The following is a 22348-nucleotide window of genomic DNA, read 5'->3' on the forward strand; positions in this document are numbered from 1 at the left end:
CACGAAGGGGGCAGCTTGCGTCCTGCCGCCTCATGGTCGGAAGCAAAAAAAATCGGCCCACGAATGGGCCGATTTTGTGAACGGAGCGAAGCTCCTCAGACGTCGATATTCCCCGCCTGCAGCGCATTCGTCTCAATAAAGTTACGACGCGGCTCCACCTCATCCCCCATCAGCGTGGTAAAGATCTGGTCCGCCGCAATCGCATCCTCGATCTGCACCTTCAGCAGCCTGCGCACGGTCGGATCCATCGTGGTCTCCCACAGCTGCTCCGGATTCATCTCGCCCAGACCTTTATAACGCTGCTTGGTCACGCCGCGCTCCGCTTCGTCACGCAGCCACAGCATGGCCTCGTGGAAGCCGCGCACCGCGAACTCCTTCATCTTCTCGCCTTCGCCGCGGCGGATGATGGCGCCTTCGCCGATCAGGCCCTGGAAGGTGGCGGCCGCATTCGCCAGCACGGTGTAGTCGTTGCTCTGCACGAAGTCGGCGTCGATCGAGGTCACCTGCACGTTACCGTGGCGCATGCGCTCGATGCGCAGCGCGTGCTTTTCGCTCAGTTCGTCCGAACGCACCACCACCTTCACGGCCGGGTCCTTGATTGCCGCTTCCATCGCCTGGGCCGAGGCCGCGGCGTCTTCCAGCGTCGTCATCTGCAGCGTCACGCCGCCCATGATCGCGGTCAGCGCCGCGCGGTCGATTACGCGGGTCAGGCGCATCATGATGGCGTTGGCCAGGTTGTACTGGCGCACCAGCTCGCCCAGCGCTTCGCCGGTGATCGGGTCGGCGCCGTCGCGCGGGATCAGCGACGCGGTGTTCAGCGCCACCATCATCATGTAGCTGGCTTCTTCCAGGTCGTCCTTCAGGTAGCGCTCGTCGCGGCCGGCCTTCACCTTGTACAGCGGAGGCTGCGCGATGTAGATGTGGCCGCGCTCCACCAGCTGCGGCATCTGGCGGTAGAACAGCGTCAGCAGCAGGGTGCGGATGTGGGCGCCGTCGACGTCCGCATCGGTCATGATGATGATGCGGTGGTAGCGCAACTTGTCGACGTTGAATTCGTCCGGGCCGATCGAGGTGCCGAGGGTCGCGATCAGGGTGGTGATCTGCTCCGACGACAGCATCTTCTCGAAGCGCGCCTTTTCCACGTTCAGCACCTTGCCGCGCAGCGGCAGGATGGCCTGGAACTTGCGGTCGCGGCCCTGCTTGGCGGAGCCGCCTGCCGAGTCACCCTCGACGATGTACAGCTCGGCCAGCGCCGGGTCGCGTTCCTGGCAGTCGGCCAGCTTCGAGGACAGGCCCAGGCCGTCCATGATGCCCTTGCGGCGGGTGAGGTCGCGCGCTTTGCGCGCCGCTTCACGGGCGCGCGCCGCTTCCACGATCTTGCCGCAGATGATCTTGGCGTCGTTCGGCTTCTCCATCAGGAAGTCGGTCAGGGTCTTGGCCACGATCTCTTCCACCGGGCCGCGCACCTCCGACGACACCAGTTTATCTTTGGTCTGCGAAGAGAACTTCGGCTCCGGCACCTTCACCGACAGCACGCAGGTGAGGCCTTCGCGCATGTCGTCGCCCGAGATCTCCACCTTCGCCTTCTTGGCGAAGTCGTGCTCGTCGATGTACTTGTTGATCACGCGCGTCATCGCCGCGCGCAGGCCGGTCAGGTGGGTACCGCCGTCGCGCTGCGGGATGTTGTTGGTGAAGCACAGCACCTGCTCGTTGTAGGCGTCGTTCCACTGCATCGACACGTCCACCGAGATGTTGGTGCCCTGGTCCGACAGGCGGTCGCCGGTTGCCTGGAACACGGTCGGGTGCAGCACCGTCTTGGCCTTGTTGATGTATTCCACGAAGCCGCGGGTACCGCCTTCGAAGGCGAACACTTCTTCCTTGCCGGTGCGGTGGTCGCTCAGCTTGATGTTGACGCCGTTGTTCAGGAACGAGAGTTCGCGGATACGCTTGCTCAGGATCTCGTAGTGGAACTCGACGTGCGTAAAGATCTCTTCGTCGGCCCAGAAATGCACTTCGGTGCCGCGCTTGTCGGTCTCGCCGATCACCTTCATTGGCGACACTTCCACGCCGTCGACCACTTCGATGATGCGGTCGACCGGGACGCCGCGCACGAATTCCATCTGGTGCACCTTGCCTTTTTGGCGCACGGTCACGCGCAGCAGCTTCGACAGCGCGTTCACGCAGGAGACACCCACGCCGTGAAGGCCGCCGGAGACCTTGTACGAGTTCTGGTTGAACTTGCCGCCGGCGTGCAGTTCGGTCAGGGCGATCTCGGTCGCCGAGCGCTTCGGCTCGTGCTTGTCGTCCATCTTGACGCCGGTCGGGATGCCGCGGCCGTTGTCGGTGATCGAGATCGAGTTGTCGGAGTGGATCGTAACGTGGATCTCGGTGCAGTAACCCGCCAGGGATTCGTCGATCGAGTTGTCGAGCACCTCGAACACCAGGTGGTGCAGGCCGGTGCCGTCCGAGGTGTCGCCAATGTACATGCCCGGGCGCTTGCGCACCGCTTCCAGGCCTTCCAGGATCTGGATCGAAGACGCGCCGTATTCGTCCGCCTTCTGGGCGGGAGTCATTTCTGGTTGGGTATTCTCGGACATGGACTGCTTTCTCTATAAAACGGGTGATTCAGGCGCGCAGTGACAAGAAGCGCTGCCGCCTGAACCCAATTGCTGCGGCGTGAGTGCTGATTAAATCCGCATCGGCATGACGACATACTTGAAGTCGCCATTCTCGGGAATCGAGATCAGTGCCGACGAGTTCGAATCGCCCAGCGCGATGTTCACCTGGTCGCACTTCAGGTTGTTCAGCACGTCGAGCAGGTAGGTGACGTTGAAGCCGATGTCGATGGTGTCGCCGCCGTAGTCGATCTCGAGTTCTTCCACCGCCTCTTCCTGGTCGGCGTTGGTCGAGCTGATCTTCATGACGCCCGGCTCGATGATGCAGCGCACGCCCTTGAACTTGTCGCTGGTCATGATTGCGGCGCGCTGCAGCGAACGCAGCAGTTCGTCGCGGCCGATCGTGAACTCGTTCTTGTAGCCCTTCGGGATCACGCGGGTGTAATCAGGGAACTTGCCCTCGACCAGCTTCGAGACCAGCTCGATGTCGGCGAAGCTCAGCTTCACCTGCGAGGCGGAAATGTCGAGGCGCACCTCTTCGTCGCTTTCTTCCAGCAGGCGCTGCAGTTCGATAATGGTCTTGCGCGGGATGATCACTTCCTGGCGCTCGAAGCTCTGCTCCGACGCCACCTGGCAGAAAGCCAGGCGGTGGCCATCGGTGGCCACGGCAATGATGTTGTTACCGTCCAGCACCAGCAGCAGGCCGTTCAGGTAGTAGCGGATGTCCTGCTGGGCCATGGCGAAGTGCACCATGTTGAACAGGTGCTTCAGCGTCTTCTGCGGCAGGGTCACGCTGGCGTTGTAGGTGTCGGCCACCGACACGGTGGGAAACTCCTCCGCGGCCAGGGTCTGCAGGGCGAAGCGCGACTTGCCGCTCTGGACGGCCAGGCGCTTGTTCTGCAGGGTCATGGTGACGTCGCCCGACTCCGGCAGCGCGCGCAGGATGTCCAGCAGCTTACGCGCCGCCACCGTGGTGCCGGTCACGTCGTCGCCGGAACCGATGTTGGCGTGCGTGGTGATCTGCACTTCCGTGTCGGTCGAGAGGAACGAGACGCTTTCGCCGTCCTTGCGAATGAGGATATTGGCCAGAATCGGCATAGTGTGCCGACGCTCGACAATACCGCTCACGATCTGCAGTGGCCGGAGAAGCGTGTCTCGGGTGGTTTTGACCAGTTGCATAGGTATCCTCAGTTAAGTATGAATTTATTGTTTGCTATCGCTCTATTTTGCCCATTGCCTGCCGCAAATACAAACGCTGCCGCATACAGGCTTTTGTAGGGTGGGCGGCTTTGCCGCCCACGCGTTCAACTAAATCTTGAACAATCACATTGCGTCTATTCAACTGCTGGTTGAACGCGTGGGCGGGGGACCCGCCCACCCTACAGGACCCCGGCCAGCGCCAGGGTCAATGTATTTATTAACCCTTCAAGGTCTGCTCCAGCACGTGCAGCTCATGATTGCACTCCGCATTCTTCTGGCGGTCCGCTGCGATCTTGCGCACCGCATGCAGCACGGTCGTGTGGTCGCGGCCGCCGAACAGCTCGCCGATCTCCGGCAGGCTCTTTTGCGTCAGTTCCTTGGCCAGGTACATGGCGATCTGGCGCGGGCGGGCGATATTTGCCGGGCGGCGCTTCGAGTACATGTCGGCGACCTTGATGTTGAAGAAGTCCGCCACCGTCTTCTGGATGTTCTCCACCGAGATCTGGCGGTTCTGCACCGACAGCAGGTCCTTCAGGGCTTCCTTCACCACGTCGATGGTGATGTCCTTGCCGTGGAAGCGCGAGTAGGCCAGGATCTTGCGCAGCGCGCCTTCCAGCTCGCGCACGTTCGAGCGCAGGTGCTTGGCCACGAAGAAGGCGACGTCGTCCGACAGCGTCACGTTCTCGGACTGCGCCTTTTTCAGCAGGATCGCCACGCGCATTTCCAGCTCCGGCGGCTCGATCGCCACCGTCAGGCCGGAGTCGAAGCGCGAGATCAGGCGGTCGTCCATGCCGGTGATCTCCTTCGGATAGGTGTCCGAGGTGATGATGATCTGCTTCTTGGCGGCGATCAGCGCTTCGAACGCATAGAAGAACTCTTCCTGCGTGCGGCTCTTCCCGCCGAAGAACTGGATATCGTCGATCAGCAGCATGTCGAGCGAATGGTAGTAGTGCTTGAAGTCGTCGAAGCCCTTGCGCTGGTAGGCGGTGACGACGTCGCGCACGTACTGCTCGGCGTGGATGTAGCGGATGCGCGCGTTCGGGTTGTCCGCCATCACCTGGTTGCCGATCGCATGGATCAGGTGGGTCTTACCGAGGCCCACGCCGCCGTAGAAGAACAGCGGGTTGTACGACACGCCCGGGTTGTTGGCCACCTGGATCGCGGCGGCGCGCGCCAGCTGGTTGGCCTTACCGGTGACGAAGCTGTCGAAGGTGAGGTCCGTGTTGATGCGGCTCTGCTCGCGCTTCGGCGAGTTGGCGATGTTCACGTTGCCCTGGGACGGCTGCTGTTGCTGCTCCGGCTGGCGCGGCGCATCGAAGTTGGTGCCCGATGCGGTAGTCGAGGAAGGGCCGGCCGGCTTCCTGGCCGGGTTGTTCTTCGGGTCGAGCACGAACTGCACTTCCACCGGCGCTTCCCAGTACTGGCAGGCGAGTTCGGTGATGCGCGTGGCGAACTGGGTCTTGACCCAGTCGAGCTTGAACCGGTTCGGCGCCGCGATGCGCAGCTTGCCGTCCTCGTAATCGAGCACGACGAGCGATTTGATCCAGGCGCTGTATTGCTGCGGCGTCAGCTCGAGTTCCAGCTGCGCGGAACAGGTCTGCCAAAAATTTTCCATACTTCGCTAATTGATACGTAACACGCTATTTTACCTGTCTCGGCCGAAGTTATCCACAGGTTGGGCCCACTATTTTCAATCGAAACCGCCATTTTTGCAGCAGCGCCGACGCGACGGTGGGGAGGCGCGGGAGCTCATCGCTAAACAACAGCTTCCTTGACAGTTGGACCGGAAATCATGTCTAATTCAGGGTTCCCCGTCCGTGCGCCATATCAAGCTGACAATTCAGCAGGCGGTCGCCCGGGCGAAACGAGTATCTGCTGTGGCGTGACGCTGGCTTAACATCTGCGAACTGTCATTGGCGACGAATCCTGACACGACGTCAGACCCGATTTTGCACTTTCTTTTGCTTTAAGCGAGACCACCATGAAACGTACTTACCAACCTTCCGTCGTCCGTCGCAAGCGCACGCACGGCTTCCGCGCACGTATGGCTACCCGTGGTGGCCGTCAAGTCCTGAACGCTCGCCGCGCCAAGGGCCGCAAGCGTCTGGCTGTCTAAGTTCCTTAGACCAGATCGACGCGGTCGGTGATGACAGGCGAAGGTTCGCACGACTTCGCGCGCGTTCGGCGTATCGTTAAAACGGATGAATTTTCATCCGTTTTTCGTTTGCGGCCGGTGCAAAAATCCGCGCATTTCGTGCTCTACACCCGGCCCAATGCCCTGCCGCATGCGCGGCTCGGCGTCGTTGCGGCCAAGCGCTTCGCACCGCGCGCCGTCACCCGCAACACGATCAAGCGCGTCACGCGCGAGCTGTTCCGGACCAGCGAACTGCAGCCCTTCGACTGCATCGTGCGCCTGTCGCGGCCGGTGAACGGCAAGGACGGGCCCGCCACCACGCGCGCCCTGAAAAAGGAACTGCGCGTCGAGCTCACCCGCCTGTTCGCTTCCCAGCGCCCGCGTAAGCCGGCATCCACGCCGCCGACGCCATGAAGACGCTGCTGGTCTGGCTCATCCGCGGCTATCAGCTGCTGCTGTCCCCGCTGCTCGGGCAGAAATGCCGTTTTTACCCGACCTGCTCCCATTACGCGATCGAAGCGCTGCGCGTGCACGGCGCCGCCCGCGGCTCGCTGCTGGCCGCGCGCCGCGTGTGCCGCTGCCATCCGTGGAATCCGGGCGGCGTCGACTTCGTCCCACCGGCTGCGGACGAGCACAAGCAACCCCCACCAGCCGCTCGCGGTTGTAACCACTCCTGACTAGACTCCAATGGAACTCAATAAACGTACCGTCCTGTGGATCGTGTTCGCCATTTCCCTGATTGTTCTCTGGAACAACTGGATGGTGGCCAACGGCAAACAGTCGATGTTCTCGCCGGCGCCGCCAGCCGCCCAGGTGGCGCAGCAACAGGCCAAGCCGAACGACGTGCCGGCCGCCGCCCAGCCGGCCGCCGCCGCCGTGCCGGGCGCACCGGGCGTGCCTGGCGCAGCCTCGGCTGCGGCCGCACCGCAGACCCAGCGCATCACCATCACCACCGACGTGGTGAAGGCCGACATCGACACCCTCGGCGGCGTCATCAAGCGCCTCGAGCTGCTGAAGTTCGCGGACGAGATCGACAAGACCAAGAATAAGGTGCTGTTCAACGTGAGCGGCAACAACACCTACCTGGGCCAGACCGGCCTGGTGGGCACCACCCCGGCCGGCGTGATGCCGAACCACCAGACCCCGTTCGTGGCCCGTCCGCTCACGCGCGGCGCCGACGGCACCGTGCAGCTGGTGCTGGATGCGGAGCAGGGCGGCGTGCGCCTCACCAAGACCTTCACCTTCCGCAAGGGCGACTACACCATCGGCATCCGCCATGACGTGACCAACCTGACCGCAGCGCCGGTAGCGCCCTCGCTGTACCTGCAGCTGCAGCACGACGGCAACCCGCCGCCGACGGACTCGTTCTTCATGCCGAGCTACACCGGCCCGACCCTGTACACGGACGAAGACAAGTACCAGAAGCTGACCTTCGAAGAGATCGAAGAGGGCAGCGCCCAGCATTCGAAGAAGGCCAACAACGGCTGGGTCGCGATCTCGCAGCACTTCTTCGTGTCGGCCTTCATCCCGGCGGACAAGGCGCAGCGCGACATCTTCACCAAGAAGATCGCCAACAACCTGTATGCGATCGGCACCGTCCAGCCGCTGGGCACCGTGGCGCCGGGCGCGACCGTGTCGAACGACACCCGCCTGTATTCGGGCCCGCAGGACGAGCAGACCCTGGAAACCATCACCCCTGGCCTGGAGCTGGTCAAGGACTACGGCATGCTGACCATCATCGCCAAGCCGATCTTCTGGGTGATGACCCACCTGCACTCGCTGCTGGGTAACTGGGGCTGGACCATCGTCGCGCTGACCGTGCTGATCAAGCTGGCCTTCTTCCCGCTGTCGGCGGCCGGCTACCGCAGCATGGCCAAGATGCGCGTGGTGACGCCGAAGATGCAGGCGATCCGCGAGCGCTACAAGAACGACCCGCAGAAGATGCAGCAGGCCACCATGGAGCTGTACAAGACCGAGAAGATCAACCCGCTGGGCGGCTGCCTGCCGATCCTGGTGCAGATGCCGGTGTTCTTCGCCCTGTACTGGGTGCTGCAGGCATCGGTCGAGATGCGCGGCGCGCCGTGGATCCTGTGGATCCAGGACCTGACCCAGCCCGACCCGCTGTACATCCTGCCGGTCATCTACGCGGTGTCGATGTACATCACCACCAAGCTGAACCCGCAGCCGACCGACCCGGTGCAGGCGAAGATGATGCTGTTCATGCCGCTGGCGTTCTCGGTGGTGTTCTTCTTCTTCCCGTCGGGACTGGTGCTGTACTGGGTGGTCAACAATATCCTGTCGATCGCGCAGCAGTGGGTCATCACCAAGAAATTCGAGACCGGCGCGGCGAAGTAAGCGCGCCAAACAATTCCCCCGATGGCTGCGCTGCATCGGGGTTTTGTCAGGCGCTCTGCGCCTTCCAGGGTAGAAAGCCCGCGCCTGCCGCGGGCTTTTTCGTTTCCGTATCACTTACAATCCCCCCATGAAACTCGACACCTCCCCCATCGCCGCCATCGCCACCGCCCCCGGCCGCGGCGGCATCGGCGTCGTGCGCGCCTCAGGCAAGACGCTGGCCGGCCTCGCCGACGCCCTGTTCCCCGGCGTGAAGCTCGCTCCGCGCCACGCCACCTACCTCCCGTTCAGGGCCGCCAACGGCGACGTGATCGACCAGGGCCTGGCCCTGTACTTCAAGGGCCCGCATTCCTACACCGGTGAGGACGTGCTCGAACTGCACGGCCACGGCGGCCCCGTGGTGCTGCAGATGCTGCTGTCCCGCGTGCTGGAAGCCGGCAGCCCCTTCGGCCTGCGCCTGGCCGAACCCGGCGAGTTCACCCGCCGCGCCTTCCTGAACGACAAGCTCGACCTGGCCCAGGCCGAAGCGGTGGCCGACCTGATCGACGCCTCCACCGAAGCGGCGGCGAAATCCGCCTCGCAGTCGCTGTCGGGCGTGTTCTCCCAGGTGGTGCATGGCCTGGTCGACCAGACCACCAATTTGCGCATGCTGGTCGAGGCGACCCTGGACTTCCCGGAAGAGGAGATCGACTTCCTCGAAAAATCGAACGCGCGCGGCCAGCTGGCCGGCATCATCGAGGCGCTCGAGAACGTGTTCCGCCAGGCGGCTCAGGGAGCATTGCTGCGCGAAGGCCTGAACGTGGTGCTGGTGGGGCAGCCGAACGTCGGTAAATCCTCTCTGCTGAACGCCTTGGCCGGCGCCGACGTCGCAATCGTCACCCCGATCGCCGGCACCACGCGCGACAAGGTCACCGAGACCATCCAGATCGAGGGCATCCCGCTCAACATCATCGACACCGCCGGCATCCGTACCGATGAAGGCATCGATGTCGTGGAGCGCATCGGCATCGAGCGCACCTGGGGCGAAGTCGGCAAGGCCGACGTGATCCTGCACCTGCTGGATGCGAACCTGGGCCCGAGCCTGGAGGACGAGAAGATCGTCGCCGCTTTCCCGCAAGGCGTGCCAGTGGTACGCATCTGGAACAAGATCGACCTGTCCGGCCACAAGCCTTCGATGGACGTGTCGCCGGACGCCACCCACCTGTACCTGTCTGCCCACGAAAAGCTCGGCATCGACCTGCTGCGCGCCGAGCTGCTGCGCATCGCCGGCTGGCAGCAGACCGGCGAATCGCTGTACCTGGCGCGCGAACGCCACCTGATCGCACTGCGCGCCGCACGCGAGCACCTGGAACTGGCGCGCCAGCACGCGATGCAGGACGATCAATCGCTCGACCTGTTCGCCGAGGAGCTGCGCCTGGCGCAGGACCAGCTCTCCAGCATCACTGGGCAGTTCACGCCGGATGACCTGCTGGGGGTGATCTTCAGCCGCTTCTGCATCGGCAAGTAGGGTGGTCGGCTTCGCCGACCGCGTGTCCAACCAGCCGAAGAGCAGCCGTACAACTATTCAGCCGGGATTTGAACGCGCGGTCGGCATAGCCGACCACCCTACGATGTATCGTCACTGCGCTACGGCTTGCGACATGCTAGGCTTGCCTTTCCAGACTGAACAGAAGGGCAGGGAAGATGACGAACACTCAAGGCTTCAAGCGACATCGCCGCCTGGCCGGCGCAGCACTGGCGCTGGCCGCCTGCACCTTGCTGTCTTCCTGCGCCAGCCTGGTCGGCCCGCGCCAGGTCGAGATCCCCCTGCACAAGCTGCAGGCAGGCCTGGAACGCCGCTTCCCTCTCAGCCATCCCCTGATGGGCCTGTTCGACATCCGCCTGCAGCGCCCGCGGCTGGCGATCCAGCCCGAAGCCGACCGGGTTTCGCTGGCGCTGGACGCCTCGGTGTCGCCGCCGTTCGCGCGCGATGCCTGGGCCGGCAGCGTGGCCTTCTCCGGCCGCCTCTACGTCGACCCCGGCCGCCCCGCCGTCATGATGGCCGAGCCGCGCGTCGACCGCATTGCGATCGGCGCCAGCCCGGAAGCCGAGCGACAGCTGGCGCGCGTGGCCAGCACGCTCATCGACACGGTCGTGCGCGATAACCCGGTGTACAGCTTCGACCCGGGTGACCTGCGCTATGCCGGCGTCCAGTACATTCCCACGCGGATCGAAACCACACGTTCTGGTTTGCTGGTGACGCTCGAACCGGCGAAATGAAGCTAAGTAGCGTTCACGCTACGCACATGTTTGCGTGCATGCAAAAAATTAACATTAAGCTATTATTTTTGCACGTGCCGGCCTCATGCGGTCCCCAGCATCGCGAGAGTGTTGTACCCATGTTGAATCGACATGCCGGGATTGCAGAGCCAGTCCTTTCGGCGCAAACTGAAGCGGTTGCAATGCACTGAACTGCCGTGGTGCGACTCCGCCGCGGTCCGCGCTTGAGGTTTCTCATGGGCACGATGTTCCGCTGAAGTAATCTTGGTTGCACTTCAGTCTGTCGTGTAGGGGGTACATCTTGGAAACGACACAGGAAAGTTTTCCGGACAGTGGGCTGGCTGCCGAGCCGGTGCTCGCTGCGGCAGGCATGGGCGCCCCGGGGATGCCGTCGCGCGCCAGCCTGCCCGCAAAGGGATCGTGCTGGTACTGCGAGAAGCCGCTCGACAGCGTACGCCGGTTCTGCGGCAAGAGCTGCGCCTCGTCGTTCGACGAGGAAGCGGAGTTCACCCGCTAGGCTTGCCCCCTTGCCGGACGGCGCCGAGCAGCGCCAGGGCCCGTTCGAAATCGAAGGCCGCCACCGCCGCTTCCAGTTCCGCCATGCGCGCCGCGCCCAGCCGGGCGCACAGCCCGGCGCGTTTCTCCGCCACGACATCCTGCGCTCCGCTGTCGCCGAGGTCGAGCATTCCGGCCAGGCGCGCGAGCTCGCCATCGTCCAGCAGCGCTGCGCTGCCTGCGGCACTTGCGCGGGCGGGCGCCAGCATGGCGTTCACCTGCGCGATCACCTGCGCCAGTTCCGTCTCCAGCCGCTCCAGCAACGGCGCCCCGGCGGCCTGCGCGCCGGCGCGCAGCTGCTGCTCCAGGGCCAGCGCCAGCGCGCGCAGGCCGCGCGCTTCGATCATGGCGGCGGCGCCCTTGAGGGTATGGACGATGCGGTGCGCAAGCGGCATGTCGCCGGCAGCGAGCGCGTCGCGCAGGCGCGCGGCATGGCCGGCGTAGTCGGAGCTGAAACGGGTAAGGACGCGCAGGTACATCGCCCGGTCCCCCATCATCCGGTCCAGGCCTGCGGCGGTATCGAGCGCCGCGGCAGGCGGGGGGACGGACGCCGGGGCGCCCGTATCGGTGGAAGCCTGGAGCCCGTTCACCGCGTCGTGAACGACCAGTCGCGGCTGACCGGCACGCCGTTCACCGTGCCGGAGAAGCTGGCGTCGTAGGTAGTGGCGGCCCGCAGCGGCGCCAGTGGCACGATCGAGATGGCGGTGCGCTTGGCCGGGTCGGGCGAGGAATTCACTACCTGCACCTGCAGGTTGGCGCCGCCGCGCGGACGCACCGTGAAGGTCTGCATCGCCACCGGGGCGTCGATGTTCGCATGCACGCTCACCGGGTAGCCCACTTCATTGATGTTGGCCACCGGATCCGGTTCCTCGCTGTCGCTGAAGAAGTTCGGCACCACCCCGGTCTGGCCATTGAAGGGCCAGGTCACGATGGTGTTGACGGCGATGCCGGGACCGAAGCCGCCCCGCGTGGCGAAGTTCGCGGTGAAGTAGTTGTAGCGGCTCGCGGACGTCGCGGCTCCGGTGCCGATCTCGCGGAACTTCGGCTCGAACATCACGAAGCGGTGGTAGATCGCGGTGATCAGTTCCTCGGCCATGTAGAAGCCGCTGCCGTTGGTCGTGCCCGAGATCACCTCGCCATAGGCGTAGCCCGTGAGCGGAATGGTGTAGCCGGCCGCATTCAGCCGCTCCTTCAGCGTCGCACCCGTGAAGCCCTGGAGGCCCGGCTTCTGGTCGTGGCTCATCAGGTTGTTGGTGCGCAGGTATTCGGAGTGCCCCAGCGCCGCACGGTTGATCAGCGCATTTTCCGTCACGGTCGGCACGCCGGCCTGGGCGCGGCGGTAGTTGATCCAGTTGCGGCCGTCCACGGCGATGTCGTTCGTCAGGGTGGGCGCCGCGGCATCGGGCGTGACGCCGCCGGAGCCCGATGGAATCACCGACGCCGGGGACGCGGCGGTGTTGCCGCCCGCGCTGTCGCCGCCGCCCCCACCGCACGCCGCCAGGGCCGACGCGGCCAGCAAGGCGGCGATGAGGGAACGCCAGCGAGACATATAGCTCATGTTGCAACTCCTGTCAATGCTCGGAAACGAAGCCACATTCTAGAGCAAAACACCGATAGACGCCTTCCATGGTGTTGCGCGCCGCCCGCTTATTTCTCTCCCTGTAGAATAATGACATCGCCCCTATTGCCGAGCCGTCAATTGTCATCGCCAACGCCCACCAAGCGGCAGCGCCTCGCGCGCGCCAAGTTTGCCCTGCCCAGTCTCGTGACGCTGCTGTCGATCGCCTGCGGTTTCGGCAGCATCGTGATCTCGGTGGACAATGCCCACGTCGGCGCCCCCGGCGACTACCGGCTGGCGGCCATCCTGCTGGTGCTGGCCGGCGTGTTCGACGCGCTCGACGGCTTCGTGGCGCGCCTCACCAAGACCCAGTCCAGCTTCGGCGTGCAGCTCGATTCGATTGCCGACGTGATGAACTTCGGCTGCGCGCCTGGCCTGCTGCTGTACTGCTACGGCTTCGCCCAGATGAACGAGGCGCATCCGACGCTGGTGCGCATGGGCGGCCTGGCCTGCTTCGTGTTCGTCACCTGCGGCGCGCTGCGCCTGGCCCGCTTCAACGTCATGGTCGGCCGCACCGACCCGCGCTACTTCGTCGGCATGCCGATCACCGCCGGCGCGGCCTGCGTGGCCTCGGTGGTGGTGGCCTGGCCCGATCCGGCCACCACCATGGCGCAGTGCTTCGCCATCATGGCGCTGATGGTCGCCGTCGGCACGCTGATGGTGTCCACGATCCGCTTCCCCAGCTCGAAGCACCCGAGCGGCAAGATGATGCTGGTGCTGGTCGCCGTGTCCCTGGTGCTGCTGGCGCTGCTGCAGACCCGCTTCTTCGTGCTGTTCTTCCTGCTGTACGTGTGCGCGACCCTGCTGCTCAACATCGCCTGGCGCACCGGCTGGAGCGGCATCGCGCCGCCGAAGGTCTACGAGGACTGAATGTAGGGTGGGCGGGTCTTCCGCCCACGCGTTCAACCAGCTCCAAGATCATTCGGTAGCGGCCTTTACACGCTATCTATCACCGCGTGGGCAGGAGACCTGCCCACCCTACGTAAGCGATCAGGCAAATTTGTCGAGCATGGCCGCCAGGCGCGCCACGCGTGCCTGCGCCTCGTCGAGGCTGCCGGCGTTGCCGGCCTGGGTCTGGATCGCTCCCGCCAGCAGCTGCACGAAGGAGCGGTCGAGCGCCTTGCGCGCGGCCGCCATCTGCTGCGCCACGGAATCGACGTCGGACGGTTCCGCGGCCAGGGCGATCAGCTTCTGCACCCCGCGCAGCTGGCCTTCGATGCGCGCCAGCCGGTTCAGCAGGTCTTTCTTCTGCTGGGCGCTGAGGGCGCTGCCCTCGACGATCTTGAGGGCGGTCTTCGGCGGAATGTCGGCCATGTCGGCGCCGCTGCTTACGCGACTTCGTGCCCGCGCGCGGCGCGCAGGATGCGGAACCAGTCGCCGCGCTCCAGGCGCAGGCCCGTGCCCGCCACCGCTTCGCGGATGGCCTCGACGCGTCCGGTGCCGGTGAGCGGGACCGGGCGGCTCGGCAGCTGCATGATCCAGGCGAACAGCACGCTGGCGAAGGGCGCTTCCATGCGCTCGGCGATCTCCTGGATGACTGTGCGGACCTCGACGGCGCGCGCGTCGCCCGATGTAAACAGGCGCCCGCCGCCCAGCGGCGACCACACCATCGGCGCGATGCGCAGGTCCTGCATGCCGTCGAAGGTCTCGTCGAACATCGGTGCGGTGAACATGGGCGAGAACTCGACCTGGTTGGTGGCAAGCGCCACGCGGCGGTTCAGGCATTCGAACTGGTGGCGCGTGAAGTTCGACACGCCCACGTGCCGGACCTTGCCTGCCCCCTGCAGGCGGGTGAAGGCCTCGGCGATCTCGTCGAAGTCCATCAGCGGGTCGGGGCGGTGGATCAGCAGCAGGTCGAGGTGCTCCGCGCCCAGCTGGCGCAGCGATTCCTCGCTTGATGCGATGATGTGGGCGGCCGTGGTGTCGTAGTGCTGGATGCCGTGCTGCGGGCGCTTATCGGAAATCAGCTTGATGCCGCACTTGCTGACCAGTTCGATGCGGCCGCGCAGCGAAGGCTGGGCGCGAAGGGCGTCGCCGAATACGCCTTCGACGCCGTAGTTGCCGTAGATGTCGGCATGGTCGAAGGACGTGACGCCCAGCTCGATGCACTGCTCGATAAAGGCCACGCGCTGCTGCACCGACATGCCCCATTCGTTCATGCGCCACATGCCGGCCACGATGCGGGACAGCTCGAGGCCGCCCTCACGGGTGGTGATGCGGGGGCAGTGCAGGTCAGCGGGGAGCGGGTGGGTCATCGCGAGCTTTCGTATGGACAGGATTGCACGATTATAGCGGCACTGTGGCTTGCTTTTCGTAGGGTGGGCGGGTCCCCCGCCCACGCGGTGATAGGTAGAGGCTCCGCTCACGATCCGGATGATCTGGCTGCTAACTATCACCGCGCGGCCGGACAAGCCGCCCACCCTACAAAACAAAAGCCCGCCCGGCTTTCGCACGGACGGGCTTCTATCAAGCGATCAGACGGGAATCATTGCATCCACAAACGCATCGAATCCCACGCGCGCCCGAAGATGCTCGCTTCCGGCACCTCGTCCAGGGCCACCACCGGCAGCGCGATCAGCGGCTTGCCGTCGACCATCATCTTCAGCGTGCCGACCTGCGCGTTGCGCGCCAGCGGCGCGACCAGCGGATCCTTGCGCTCGAGGACCGGTTTCATCTTCGCCGCCACGCCCTTCGGCACGGTCACCAGCACGTCGCGGGTGAAGCCGATCTTCACTTCCGAGGCCGAACCCTTCCACACCGGCGGGGTCGCCACCGCCTGGCCCTTCGAGTACAGCTTGACGGTATCGAAGTTCTGGAAGCCCCAGTTCAGCAGCTTCTGGCTTTCCTGCGTGCGCACCGCGTCCGAGGTGGTGCCCAGCACCACCGAGATCAGGCGGCGCTGGCCGGCGCCGTTCTGGCGGCGCGCCGACGCGATCATGCTGTAGCCGGAAGACTCGGTATGGCCGGTCTTCATGCCGTCCACGGTCGGGTCCAGCCACAGCAGGCGGTTGCGGTTCTGCTGGGTGATCTTGTTGTAGGTGAACTGCTTGATCGAGTCGATCTTGTAGAACTGGGGGAAGTCGCGGATCACGCTGGCCGCCATGTTCGACAGGTCGCGCGCGGTCGAGTAGTTGTTCGCGTCCGGCAGGCCGTGCGGGTTGGCCCAGCGGGTGTTCTTCATGCCGAGGCGCTCGGACTCGCGGTTCATCAGGGTCACGAAGGTGCCTTCGTCGCCGGCCACGGCTTCCGCCAGCGCCACCGCCGCGTCGTTACCCGACTGGATCATCAGGCCGTGCAGCAGGTCGTTGACCGAGACCGGCACTTTCGGGTCGATGAACATCTTCGAGCTGCTCGGGTCGACCTTCCAGGCGCGGGTCGAGACGTTGACCATGGTGTCCAGCGTCAGGCGCTTGTCGCGCAGTGCGGCGAAGGTCACGTAGGCCGTCATGACCTTGGTGAGCGAAGCCGGTTCGATGCGGGCGTCTGGGTCCTGGGCGGCAATCACCTGGCCGCTCGTTGCGTCGAGCAGCATCCACGACTTGGCTGCGATGGATGGCGCCGGCACGGTCTGTGCGCTGGCCGAAGCCATCAGCAGGCTGGCGGCCACGGCCGCTAACAGTTTTTTCATGGGAGTAGTTCGTTTGTCAAAAGTGGTCATGCGGTGCAAAAGCGCAAGGCAATACCGGGGTATTGCCTCAAGAGAAGAGCCTAATTATTGCACAGCGATGGCGTCAAATGTCACGTCGCCACATTTCTACGACAAGATTTTTAATGTGGCCAAGCTTGCGGTGGAAGAAGTGATCGGCGCCGGGGATCACGGTCACCGGGATGTCGAGCGGACGCGCCCAGTCGAACACTTCCTGCAGCGTGATCGTATCGTCAAGTTCGCCATGGATCAGGATGGTGTCCGCCGGGACCGGCGGCATCGGCCACTTGCCGGCGGCGGTGCCGACCAGCACCAGGCGCTCGGCCGGACGGCCCTCGGCGGCCAGGCGCTGCTGGAACTGGGCCTGCACGAAGGTGCCGAACGAGAATCCCGACAGCGCCACCGGCAGGCCGGGATACTGCTGCGTCATGTGGCGGTACATGAGGTCCATGTCGTCCACCTCGCCGCGGCCGTCGTCATGCGCGCCCTCCGACTCGCCCACGCCGCGGAAATTGAAGCGCGCCGTGGCGTAGCCGAGGGTGACGAAAGTGCGCGCCAGCGTCTGGGCCACCTTGTTCTCCATGGTGCCGCCGTACAGCGGGTGCGGGTGCGCGACCAGGGCGATGCCGCGCGGTGCGCCTTCCGGCAGGTCGAGGATGCATTGCATCTTGCCGGCGTGGCCGTCGAGGGTAAATTTGTGCGAGTATTTGTTCATCACTGCGTCAGGTATTAATCACTGCGTTACGTGTTCGAGGCCGGAATCAGATTTTCAGGCGGTCCACGACCTTGCCGCCGATCAGGTGGGTGTCGATGATGTCGTCGATGTCGTGCGTGTCCACGTAGGTGTACCAGGTGCCTTCCGGGTAGACCACGAGCACCGGGCCTTCTTCGCAGCGGTCCAGGCAGCCGGCCTGGTTGACGCGCACCTTGCCCTGGCCGCTCAGGCCGAGTTCCTTGATGCGCTTCTTGGCATGCTTCTGGGCCTTCTCGGCGCCGCACCTGCCGCAGCTCTGGCGCGCATCCTTGCCGTCGCGCTCATTCATGCAGAAGAAGACATGGTGTTGATAGAAGGGCTTGTCGTTGCTCACGTCGCTCATATCGGTCTCGTCGGGATAAGTCGCCAGCCGCCATGATACGGCATGGGCGCAGATGGGGGAGCTTCAGTCGGCCGCGCCCGGCCGGGGTTCCGGCCGGTTCAGCTTGTGCGAAGGCAGCAGCAGGAACCACAGGGCAAAGAAAGGCCACAGCAGCGACAGGAACTGGGCCGCGCCATTGAAGTTCAGGAACTTGCCTTGCACCCAGCCCTGCAGGGTGGAGACGAAGTAGGGGTTCACCGGGATGGTATTCACGACCACCAGGCTCAGGATCAGGGTCACAATCGCCAGCCGCCGCTGCGCCACCTGGGGCGCGAACACGAGGCCGGACAGCATGATCAGGCCGATGATGAAGCCGCCCTCCGCGCCAGGCGTCACCCAGACGAAGGCATTGTCGGGCCGGAACAGCAGCGAACTGGCCAGGGCCTTGAACAGCAGCGCGATGCCGAGGAAGGCCAGCATCAGAAGGTAGCGCGGCGCGCCGCGGCGCACCAGGCACATCAGGGTGAGCACGGCGCCGGTCATGCCGCAGGCCGTGATGATGGTTTCCGACAGCCAGTACTGCTCCACCGTCATGGCCGCGTCCGGGCGCAGCAGGGTGACCAGGTCGATCTCGGTGTCGAACCAGCGCGACAGCCAGCCCGACACGATCGGCAGTACCTGGCCGTGGCCGAACAGGTAGCTTTGCGGGTAGATCTGCGCCAGCGGCCACAGCGCAACCAGCACCAGGCCCTGGCTGGCGTAAGGCGCGAACCAGCGGCGCCGCAGCTGGAACAGGCGGCTGCGGTCGAGCAGGCCTGGGGCCCACCAGGCCCCCAGGATCGCGCCCAGCAGGCAACCGCCGGCATTGGTCATCAGGTCGAGGTTGGAGGGCACGCGGCTGGGCAGGAAATTCTGCACCGTTTCCATGGCGCCCGTGACCAGGATGCCGCCGAGCGCCGCCAGCAGCACGGCCCAGACGCCGCGGATGCGCGGGTACAGCGACAGCACCAGCAGCACGCCGAAGGGGATGTAGCCGACGATGTTGACGCCGACGTCGAAGCCGGTCCAGTAGCGCTGCTTGACCAGGTTCAGGAAGGCGAACACCGGCACGCCGCTGTCGCGCCAGCCGCTGAACGGATACCAGCTGGCGTAGATGATGAGCAGCAGGTAGGCCAGCAGCGCCGCCCGCGAGATGGGCGAGCCGCGCCCTTCGCGTGGTCGTTCGCGCAGGTCGACGGCGATGTCGTTCGTGGTCATCGCTTGCGGGTGTCGACCGTCGCCATCCAGGCCAGGATATCGGCCGCGACCGCGTCGGTGCTGGCGGCGAGGGCACGCGCGCCGCCGGGTGCATCGTTGCTGCCCGCCGGGGTGCTGCGGGTGAATGTGCGCTGGTCGAGCAGGCGGTGGTCGTTGAACAGCGAGGCGCGCAGCGTCAGCTGGCCTTCGCTCCGGTCCACGCCGGGGAAGGCATGGACGAAGTCGTCCACTTCGACGCGCAGCAGCGGCACGCCGGTGGAGGCGTCGGTGGCCGACAGCACCTTCACGCCCGATTGTGCCAGGCGCGCCTTGAAGCGCTGGGTGATCATCTGCAGCGGGTTGCTGGCCCAGCGACTGTTGGCATAGGTGCGGGCCTGCAGCGCATCGGCGTAGGTCAGCCGGTAGTACATGCGCTCGTTCTCGAGGGCGGACGGGCCGGTGGCGTCCATCACGACCAGGGCCGCGATGTTGGCGACTGCGGAGGCCGGCGCGCCCGCCGCCTGCTGTAGCGGCGCCGCCGCGGTGACGACCGCCGGACCGAAATCGTAGGTCGTGCTTTCCTGGGCCTTGTTGCTGGCGCAGCCGGCCAGGATGAGGGCGGCGGTGAGGGCGGTCAGGGAACGGGTGAAATGTGCGGTCACGGTGGTCCTCATTTGGTCGGGGGCACGAAGCCCGGTTCGCCCGGTCCCGGCTGGGCGCTCGGCGCGCCGAACAGGATGCTCTGCGGGCGGTCGGACAGCGAGGTGGCGGTGCGCTTCACTGCGCGCAGCGCGCCGCGCGCCTCGTCGGTCATCTGGACGACGTGCGGCAGGGTTTCGAGTTCGAGTTCGCTGGTGGCCGACTGCAGCGAGCCGATGGCGCTGTTCATGCGCTCGAGCGGGCCGTCCGGGGCCTGCAGGCGCGTGGCCAGCTGGCCGTAGCTGTTGGAGGTGGCCTGGATGCTGGCGGCGGTGGCGTCGAACGAGGTCAGGCTGCGTTCCAGCTTGCTGGTAATGGCCGGCAGGCGGTCGATGGCCGGCTCCAGCTTTTGCGGGATCGCCGCATAGGCGTTGGCGGCCTTGCCGATGCTGTCGAAGGCGCCGATGATGGTCTGCTGGTTCTCGGCATTCACCATCTTGCTCAGGCTGTCGGTGATCTGCTCGGTCTTTTCCAGGATGGCCAGGCCGCGCTTTTCCAGGATGTCGAGCAGGCCCGGGCGCAGCGGGATGCGGGCCACATGGTCTTCGCGCTGGGGCAGGCGCGGCGAGCCGGTGCGGTCGTCGTCGAGCTGGATGAAGGCGATGCCGGTCACGCCCTGATAGCCGAGCGAGGCGAAGGTGGTGGTGGTGATCGGCGAATCCTTCTCGACCGACAGGCGGATCAGGATCTGGCCGGTGACGCGCCGGTCGAACACGATCTGGTCCACGCGCCCCACCTCCAGGCCGCGGTAGCGCACGGTCGCCTGCGGGTTGAGGCCCGGGATCGACTGCGTGGTGGCGATCTCGTAGGGCACCAGCTCGGTGCGGTCGCGGTTGAACCACAACCCGGCCAGGATGGCCGCGATCACGAGGGCGATCGTGAAGACACCTGTCATCAGGGCGTACGACCTGTTTTCCATACCTAGTCCTCCGAATCGTTCTGGGCCTGGCGCTCTTCGAGCACTTCCAGCGCTCGCCGGCCGCGCGGGCCCAGGAAAAAGTGTTTGATGAACGGATGTTCGACGCGCAGCACGTCGCAGGACGGTCCTACCGCCAGCACGTGCTTCTCGGCCAGCACCGCGATCCGCGACGACAGCGCATACAGCGTGTCGAGGTCGTGGGTGACCATGACCACGGTGAGTTTCAGCTCGCTGTGCAGGGTCTGGATCAGCGACACGAAGGCATCCGACAGGTCCGGGTCGAGGCCTGCCGTGGGCTCGTCCAGGAACAACAAGCGCGGCTCGAGGGCGAGGGCGCGCGCCAGGGCGGCGCGCTTGACCATCCCGCCCGACAGGTCGGACGGCATCTTGTTGGCGTGCTCGGGGCCGAGGCCGACCATGTCCATCTTGAGCAGCACGGCGTCGCGGATCACGTCTTCCGGCAGCGCGCGCAGCTCGCGCATCGGGAAGGCGATGTTGTCGAACACGGTCAGCGCCGAATACAGCGCGCCCTGCTGGAACAGCATGCCCCAGTGGTTGCGCATGTGCTGCAGCTGTTCCGGCTTGGCCGCGCTGATGTCCTCGCCGAACACCTTCACGCAGCCCTGGCTGGGGCGTTCCAGGCCCAGCATCTGGCGCAGCAGCACGGTCTTGCCGGTGCCCGAGCCGCCGACGATGGTGAGGATCTCGCCGGCGTAGATGTCCAGGTTCAGGTCCTGGTGGATGACGGTGCGGCCGAAGCGGGTCCACAGGTTGCGGATCTCGACCACCGGCGCTCCGACGTCTTCGTCCGGGCGCTTGTTCAGCCGCTGGGGCGCGCGTGGTTTCGTCGATTGCGTGGAATCGGCCATCAGAACCCCACGTCGTTGAAGATGATGGCGAACACCGCGTCCGCCAGGATGACCACGGTGATCGCGGTGACCACCGCGGTGGTGGTGCCGCGTCCCAGGCTCTCGGTGTTGGGCTTGATGCGCAGGCCGAAATGGCAGGACACCAGCGCGATCAGCATGCCGAAGGCGCAGCCCTTGAGCAGGCCGATCGTGTAGTTCACCACCGGCACGGCGTCCGGCAGCTTCTGGATGAAGTAGCGGAACGACAGGCCCAGCTGGATCTTGGCCGACACCATGCCGCCGATCAGGGCCATGGCATCGGTCCAGACCACCAGCAGCGGCATCGAGATGGCGAGCGCCAGCACCTTGGGCATGATCAGGCGCTGGCCGTGCGAGATGCCCATCACCAGCATGGCGTCGAGCTCCTCGGTCACCCGCATCACGCCCAGCTGGGCGGTGATGGAGGAACCCGAGCGGCCGGCCACCAGGATCGCTGCCAGCAGCGGGCCCAGTTCGCGGATCACGGCCATGCCCAGGATGTTGACGATGTAGATGTCGCCGCCGAACATGCGCAGCTGCTGCGACGACAGGAAGGAGAGCACGATCCCGATCAGGAAGCCGACCATGGCCGTGATGCCGAGCGCCTGGAAGCCGGAATGGTAGATGTTGGCCGAGATTTCGCGCCACGGACCGGCCTGCGGGCGGCGCAGGAAGCGGCCGATGTCCAGGATTACCTGGCCGATCAGGGCCACAAACGCCTGCAGGTGTTCGAAGAAGGTCAGGACGCCGGCGCCCAGCACGATCAGCCAGTTCAGCGGGCTGACTTTATGGCGCTGCAGCGTGAGGGCGCCGGCCTTCTCGATGCGGCCGAACAGTTCTTCATGCTGCGGGTCGAGCCTCAAGCCTGCGGGGCGCTGCTTGCCCCAGGCGTTCCAGAACATCTGGGCGCCGATGTGGTCCAGGCGTTCGATGCCCGACAGGTCCCAGTCGATGGACCCCTTGTGCTTGAGCGAGGCCAGGGTACGGGTGATCCCCTTGAGCACGCCGCGGCGCGACAGCGTATGCACCTGCCACACGCCGCTGGCCACGACAGATTGTCCCGCGCCGCCCCCTGCGGAGGCCCCGGAATGCTGGATGGTTAATATTGGCGCATTTTCAATCTGCATTGCGCCAGTGTAAAAGAGAATCGTT

23 protein-coding genes are annotated in these 22348 nt (G+C 65.2%); 8 read left to right on the plus strand and 15 right to left on the minus strand.

All coding sequences use genetic code 11. From position 1 onward, the window contains the following. Window positions 1–95: 95 nt before the first annotated feature. The 3 genes from gyrB to dnaA all read right to left on the minus strand — a co-directional run bounded on the left by gyrB (window position 96) and on the right by dnaA (window position 5430). On the minus strand, window positions 96–2597 hold the full coding sequence (gene gyrB / locus AC56KL_RS20560) for a DNA topoisomerase (ATP-hydrolyzing) subunit B (protein ID WP_497182034.1): 2502 nt from the start codon (window positions 2595–2597) through the stop codon (window positions 96–98). Window positions 2598–2687: 90 nt separating this feature from the next. Further along, window positions 2688–3794 (minus strand): DNA polymerase III subunit beta, encoded by a 1107-nt coding sequence (dnaN, locus tag AC56KL_RS20565; protein ID WP_497182035.1) that lies wholly within the window; start codon window positions 3792–3794, stop codon window positions 2688–2690. Window positions 3795–4032: 238 nt separating this feature from the next. Further along, entirely contained in the window at window positions 4033–5430 is a 1398-nt protein-coding gene (gene dnaA / locus AC56KL_RS20570) for a chromosomal replication initiator protein DnaA (RefSeq protein WP_497182036.1), read from the minus strand. A gap of 366 nt (window positions 5431–5796) precedes the next feature. Between dnaA and rpmH the strand changes: the two genes are divergently transcribed. From rpmH to AC56KL_RS20605, 7 genes are all read left to right on the plus strand, one after another. Then, window positions 5797–5931 (plus strand): 50S ribosomal protein L34, encoded by a 135-nt coding sequence (gene rpmH, locus AC56KL_RS20575; RefSeq protein WP_040378179.1) that lies wholly within the window; start codon window positions 5797–5799, stop codon window positions 5929–5931. A gap of 30 nt (window positions 5932–5961) precedes the next feature. Continuing rightward, on the plus strand, window positions 5962–6363 hold the full coding sequence (rnpA, locus tag AC56KL_RS20580; protein ID WP_497182037.1) for a ribonuclease P protein component: 402 nt from the start codon (window positions 5962–5964) through the stop codon (window positions 6361–6363). Further along, window positions 6360–6626 (plus strand): membrane protein insertion efficiency factor YidD, encoded by a 267-nt coding sequence (gene yidD, locus AC56KL_RS20585; protein WP_497182038.1) that lies wholly within the window; start codon window positions 6360–6362, stop codon window positions 6624–6626. The genes rnpA and yidD overlap by 4 nt, the downstream gene beginning before the upstream one ends. A gap of 10 nt (window positions 6627–6636) precedes the next feature. Beyond that, a complete protein-coding gene (gene yidC / locus AC56KL_RS20590) occupies window positions 6637–8304 on the plus strand; it encodes a membrane protein insertase YidC (protein ID WP_497182039.1) in 1668 nt (555 codons plus the stop codon). Window positions 8305–8431: 127 nt separating this feature from the next. Next, window positions 8432–9808 carry a tRNA uridine-5-carboxymethylaminomethyl(34) synthesis GTPase MnmE gene (gene mnmE / locus AC56KL_RS20595; RefSeq protein ID WP_497182040.1) on the plus strand — a complete coding sequence of 459 codons (1377 nt, stop codon included), beginning with the start codon at window positions 8432–8434 and terminating at the stop codon, window positions 9806–9808. A 176-nt stretch (window positions 9809–9984) separates the two neighbouring features. Further along, window positions 9985–10560: a DUF1439 domain-containing protein gene (locus tag AC56KL_RS20600; protein ID WP_497182041.1), complete on the plus strand. Its 576-nt coding sequence runs from the start codon at window positions 9985–9987 to the stop codon at window positions 10558–10560. Window positions 10561–10861: 301 nt separating this feature from the next. Continuing rightward, on the plus strand, window positions 10862–11077 hold the full coding sequence (locus tag AC56KL_RS20605) for a hypothetical protein (RefSeq protein ID WP_497182042.1): 216 nt from the start codon (window positions 10862–10864) through the stop codon (window positions 11075–11077). Here the strand turns inward: AC56KL_RS20605 and AC56KL_RS20610 are convergent. Then, window positions 11067–11705: an Hpt domain-containing protein gene (locus tag AC56KL_RS20610; RefSeq protein WP_497182043.1), complete on the minus strand. Its 639-nt coding sequence runs from the start codon at window positions 11703–11705 to the stop codon at window positions 11067–11069. The genes AC56KL_RS20605 and AC56KL_RS20610 overlap by 11 nt on opposite strands. Then, a complete protein-coding gene (locus AC56KL_RS20615; protein WP_497182044.1) occupies window positions 11702–12673 on the minus strand; it encodes a CAP domain-containing protein in 972 nt (323 codons plus the stop codon). The genes AC56KL_RS20610 and AC56KL_RS20615 overlap by 4 nt, the downstream gene beginning before the upstream one ends. A gap of 141 nt (window positions 12674–12814) precedes the next feature. Between AC56KL_RS20615 and pssA the strand changes: the two genes are divergently transcribed. After that, complete coding sequence (pssA, locus tag AC56KL_RS20620) at window positions 12815–13603, plus strand: CDP-diacylglycerol--serine O-phosphatidyltransferase (protein WP_497182045.1); 789 nt, start codon at window positions 12815–12817, stop codon at window positions 13601–13603. 120 nt (window positions 13604–13723) lie between these two features. Here pssA and AC56KL_RS20625 read toward each other — a convergent pair whose 3' ends face one another. From AC56KL_RS20625 to AC56KL_RS20670, 10 genes are all read right to left on the minus strand, one after another. Next, window positions 13724–14047, minus strand: coding sequence for a metal-sensitive transcriptional regulator (locus tag AC56KL_RS20625; protein ID WP_497182046.1), 324 nt, complete (start codon window positions 14045–14047; stop codon window positions 13724–13726). A 14-nt stretch (window positions 14048–14061) separates the two neighbouring features. After that, the gene (locus AC56KL_RS20630; protein ID WP_497182047.1) at window positions 14062–14988 is read right to left on the minus strand and encodes an aldo/keto reductase; all 927 of its coding nucleotides are present in this window, start codon (window positions 14986–14988) and stop codon (window positions 14062–14064) included. Window positions 14989–15218: 230 nt separating this feature from the next. Then, complete coding sequence (locus AC56KL_RS20635; protein WP_497182048.1) at window positions 15219–16361, minus strand: D-alanyl-D-alanine carboxypeptidase family protein; 1143 nt, start codon at window positions 16359–16361, stop codon at window positions 15219–15221. A 103-nt stretch (window positions 16362–16464) separates the two neighbouring features. After that, entirely contained in the window at window positions 16465–17094 is a 630-nt protein-coding gene (locus AC56KL_RS20640; protein WP_497182049.1) for an alpha/beta hydrolase, read from the minus strand. A gap of 46 nt (window positions 17095–17140) precedes the next feature. Next, complete coding sequence (locus AC56KL_RS20645; protein WP_497182050.1) at window positions 17141–17476, minus strand: (2Fe-2S) ferredoxin domain-containing protein; 336 nt, start codon at window positions 17474–17476, stop codon at window positions 17141–17143. A gap of 63 nt (window positions 17477–17539) precedes the next feature. Next, window positions 17540–18712, minus strand: a complete 1173-nt coding sequence (locus AC56KL_RS20650) for a VanZ family protein (protein WP_497182051.1) — start codon at window positions 18710–18712, stop codon at window positions 17540–17542. Then, window positions 18709–19353, minus strand: coding sequence for an ABC-type transport auxiliary lipoprotein family protein (locus AC56KL_RS20655; protein WP_497182052.1), 645 nt, complete (start codon window positions 19351–19353; stop codon window positions 18709–18711). The genes AC56KL_RS20650 and AC56KL_RS20655 overlap by 4 nt, the downstream gene beginning before the upstream one ends. 8 nt (window positions 19354–19361) lie before the next feature. After that, entirely contained in the window at window positions 19362–20309 is a 948-nt protein-coding gene (locus tag AC56KL_RS20660; RefSeq protein WP_497182053.1) for an MlaD family protein, read from the minus strand. 2 nt (window positions 20310–20311) lie between these two features. Then, entirely contained in the window at window positions 20312–21178 is an 867-nt protein-coding gene (locus AC56KL_RS20665; protein WP_497182054.1) for an ABC transporter ATP-binding protein, read from the minus strand. Continuing rightward, entirely contained in the window at window positions 21178–22323 is a 1146-nt protein-coding gene (locus tag AC56KL_RS20670) for an MlaE family ABC transporter permease (RefSeq protein ID WP_497182055.1), read from the minus strand. Before AC56KL_RS20670 ends, AC56KL_RS20665 begins: the two co-directional genes overlap by 1 nt. Window positions 22324–22348: the final 25 nt, after the last annotated feature.

The sequence above is a fragment of the Telluria sp. ZB4P34 genome (assembly GCF_059686055.1).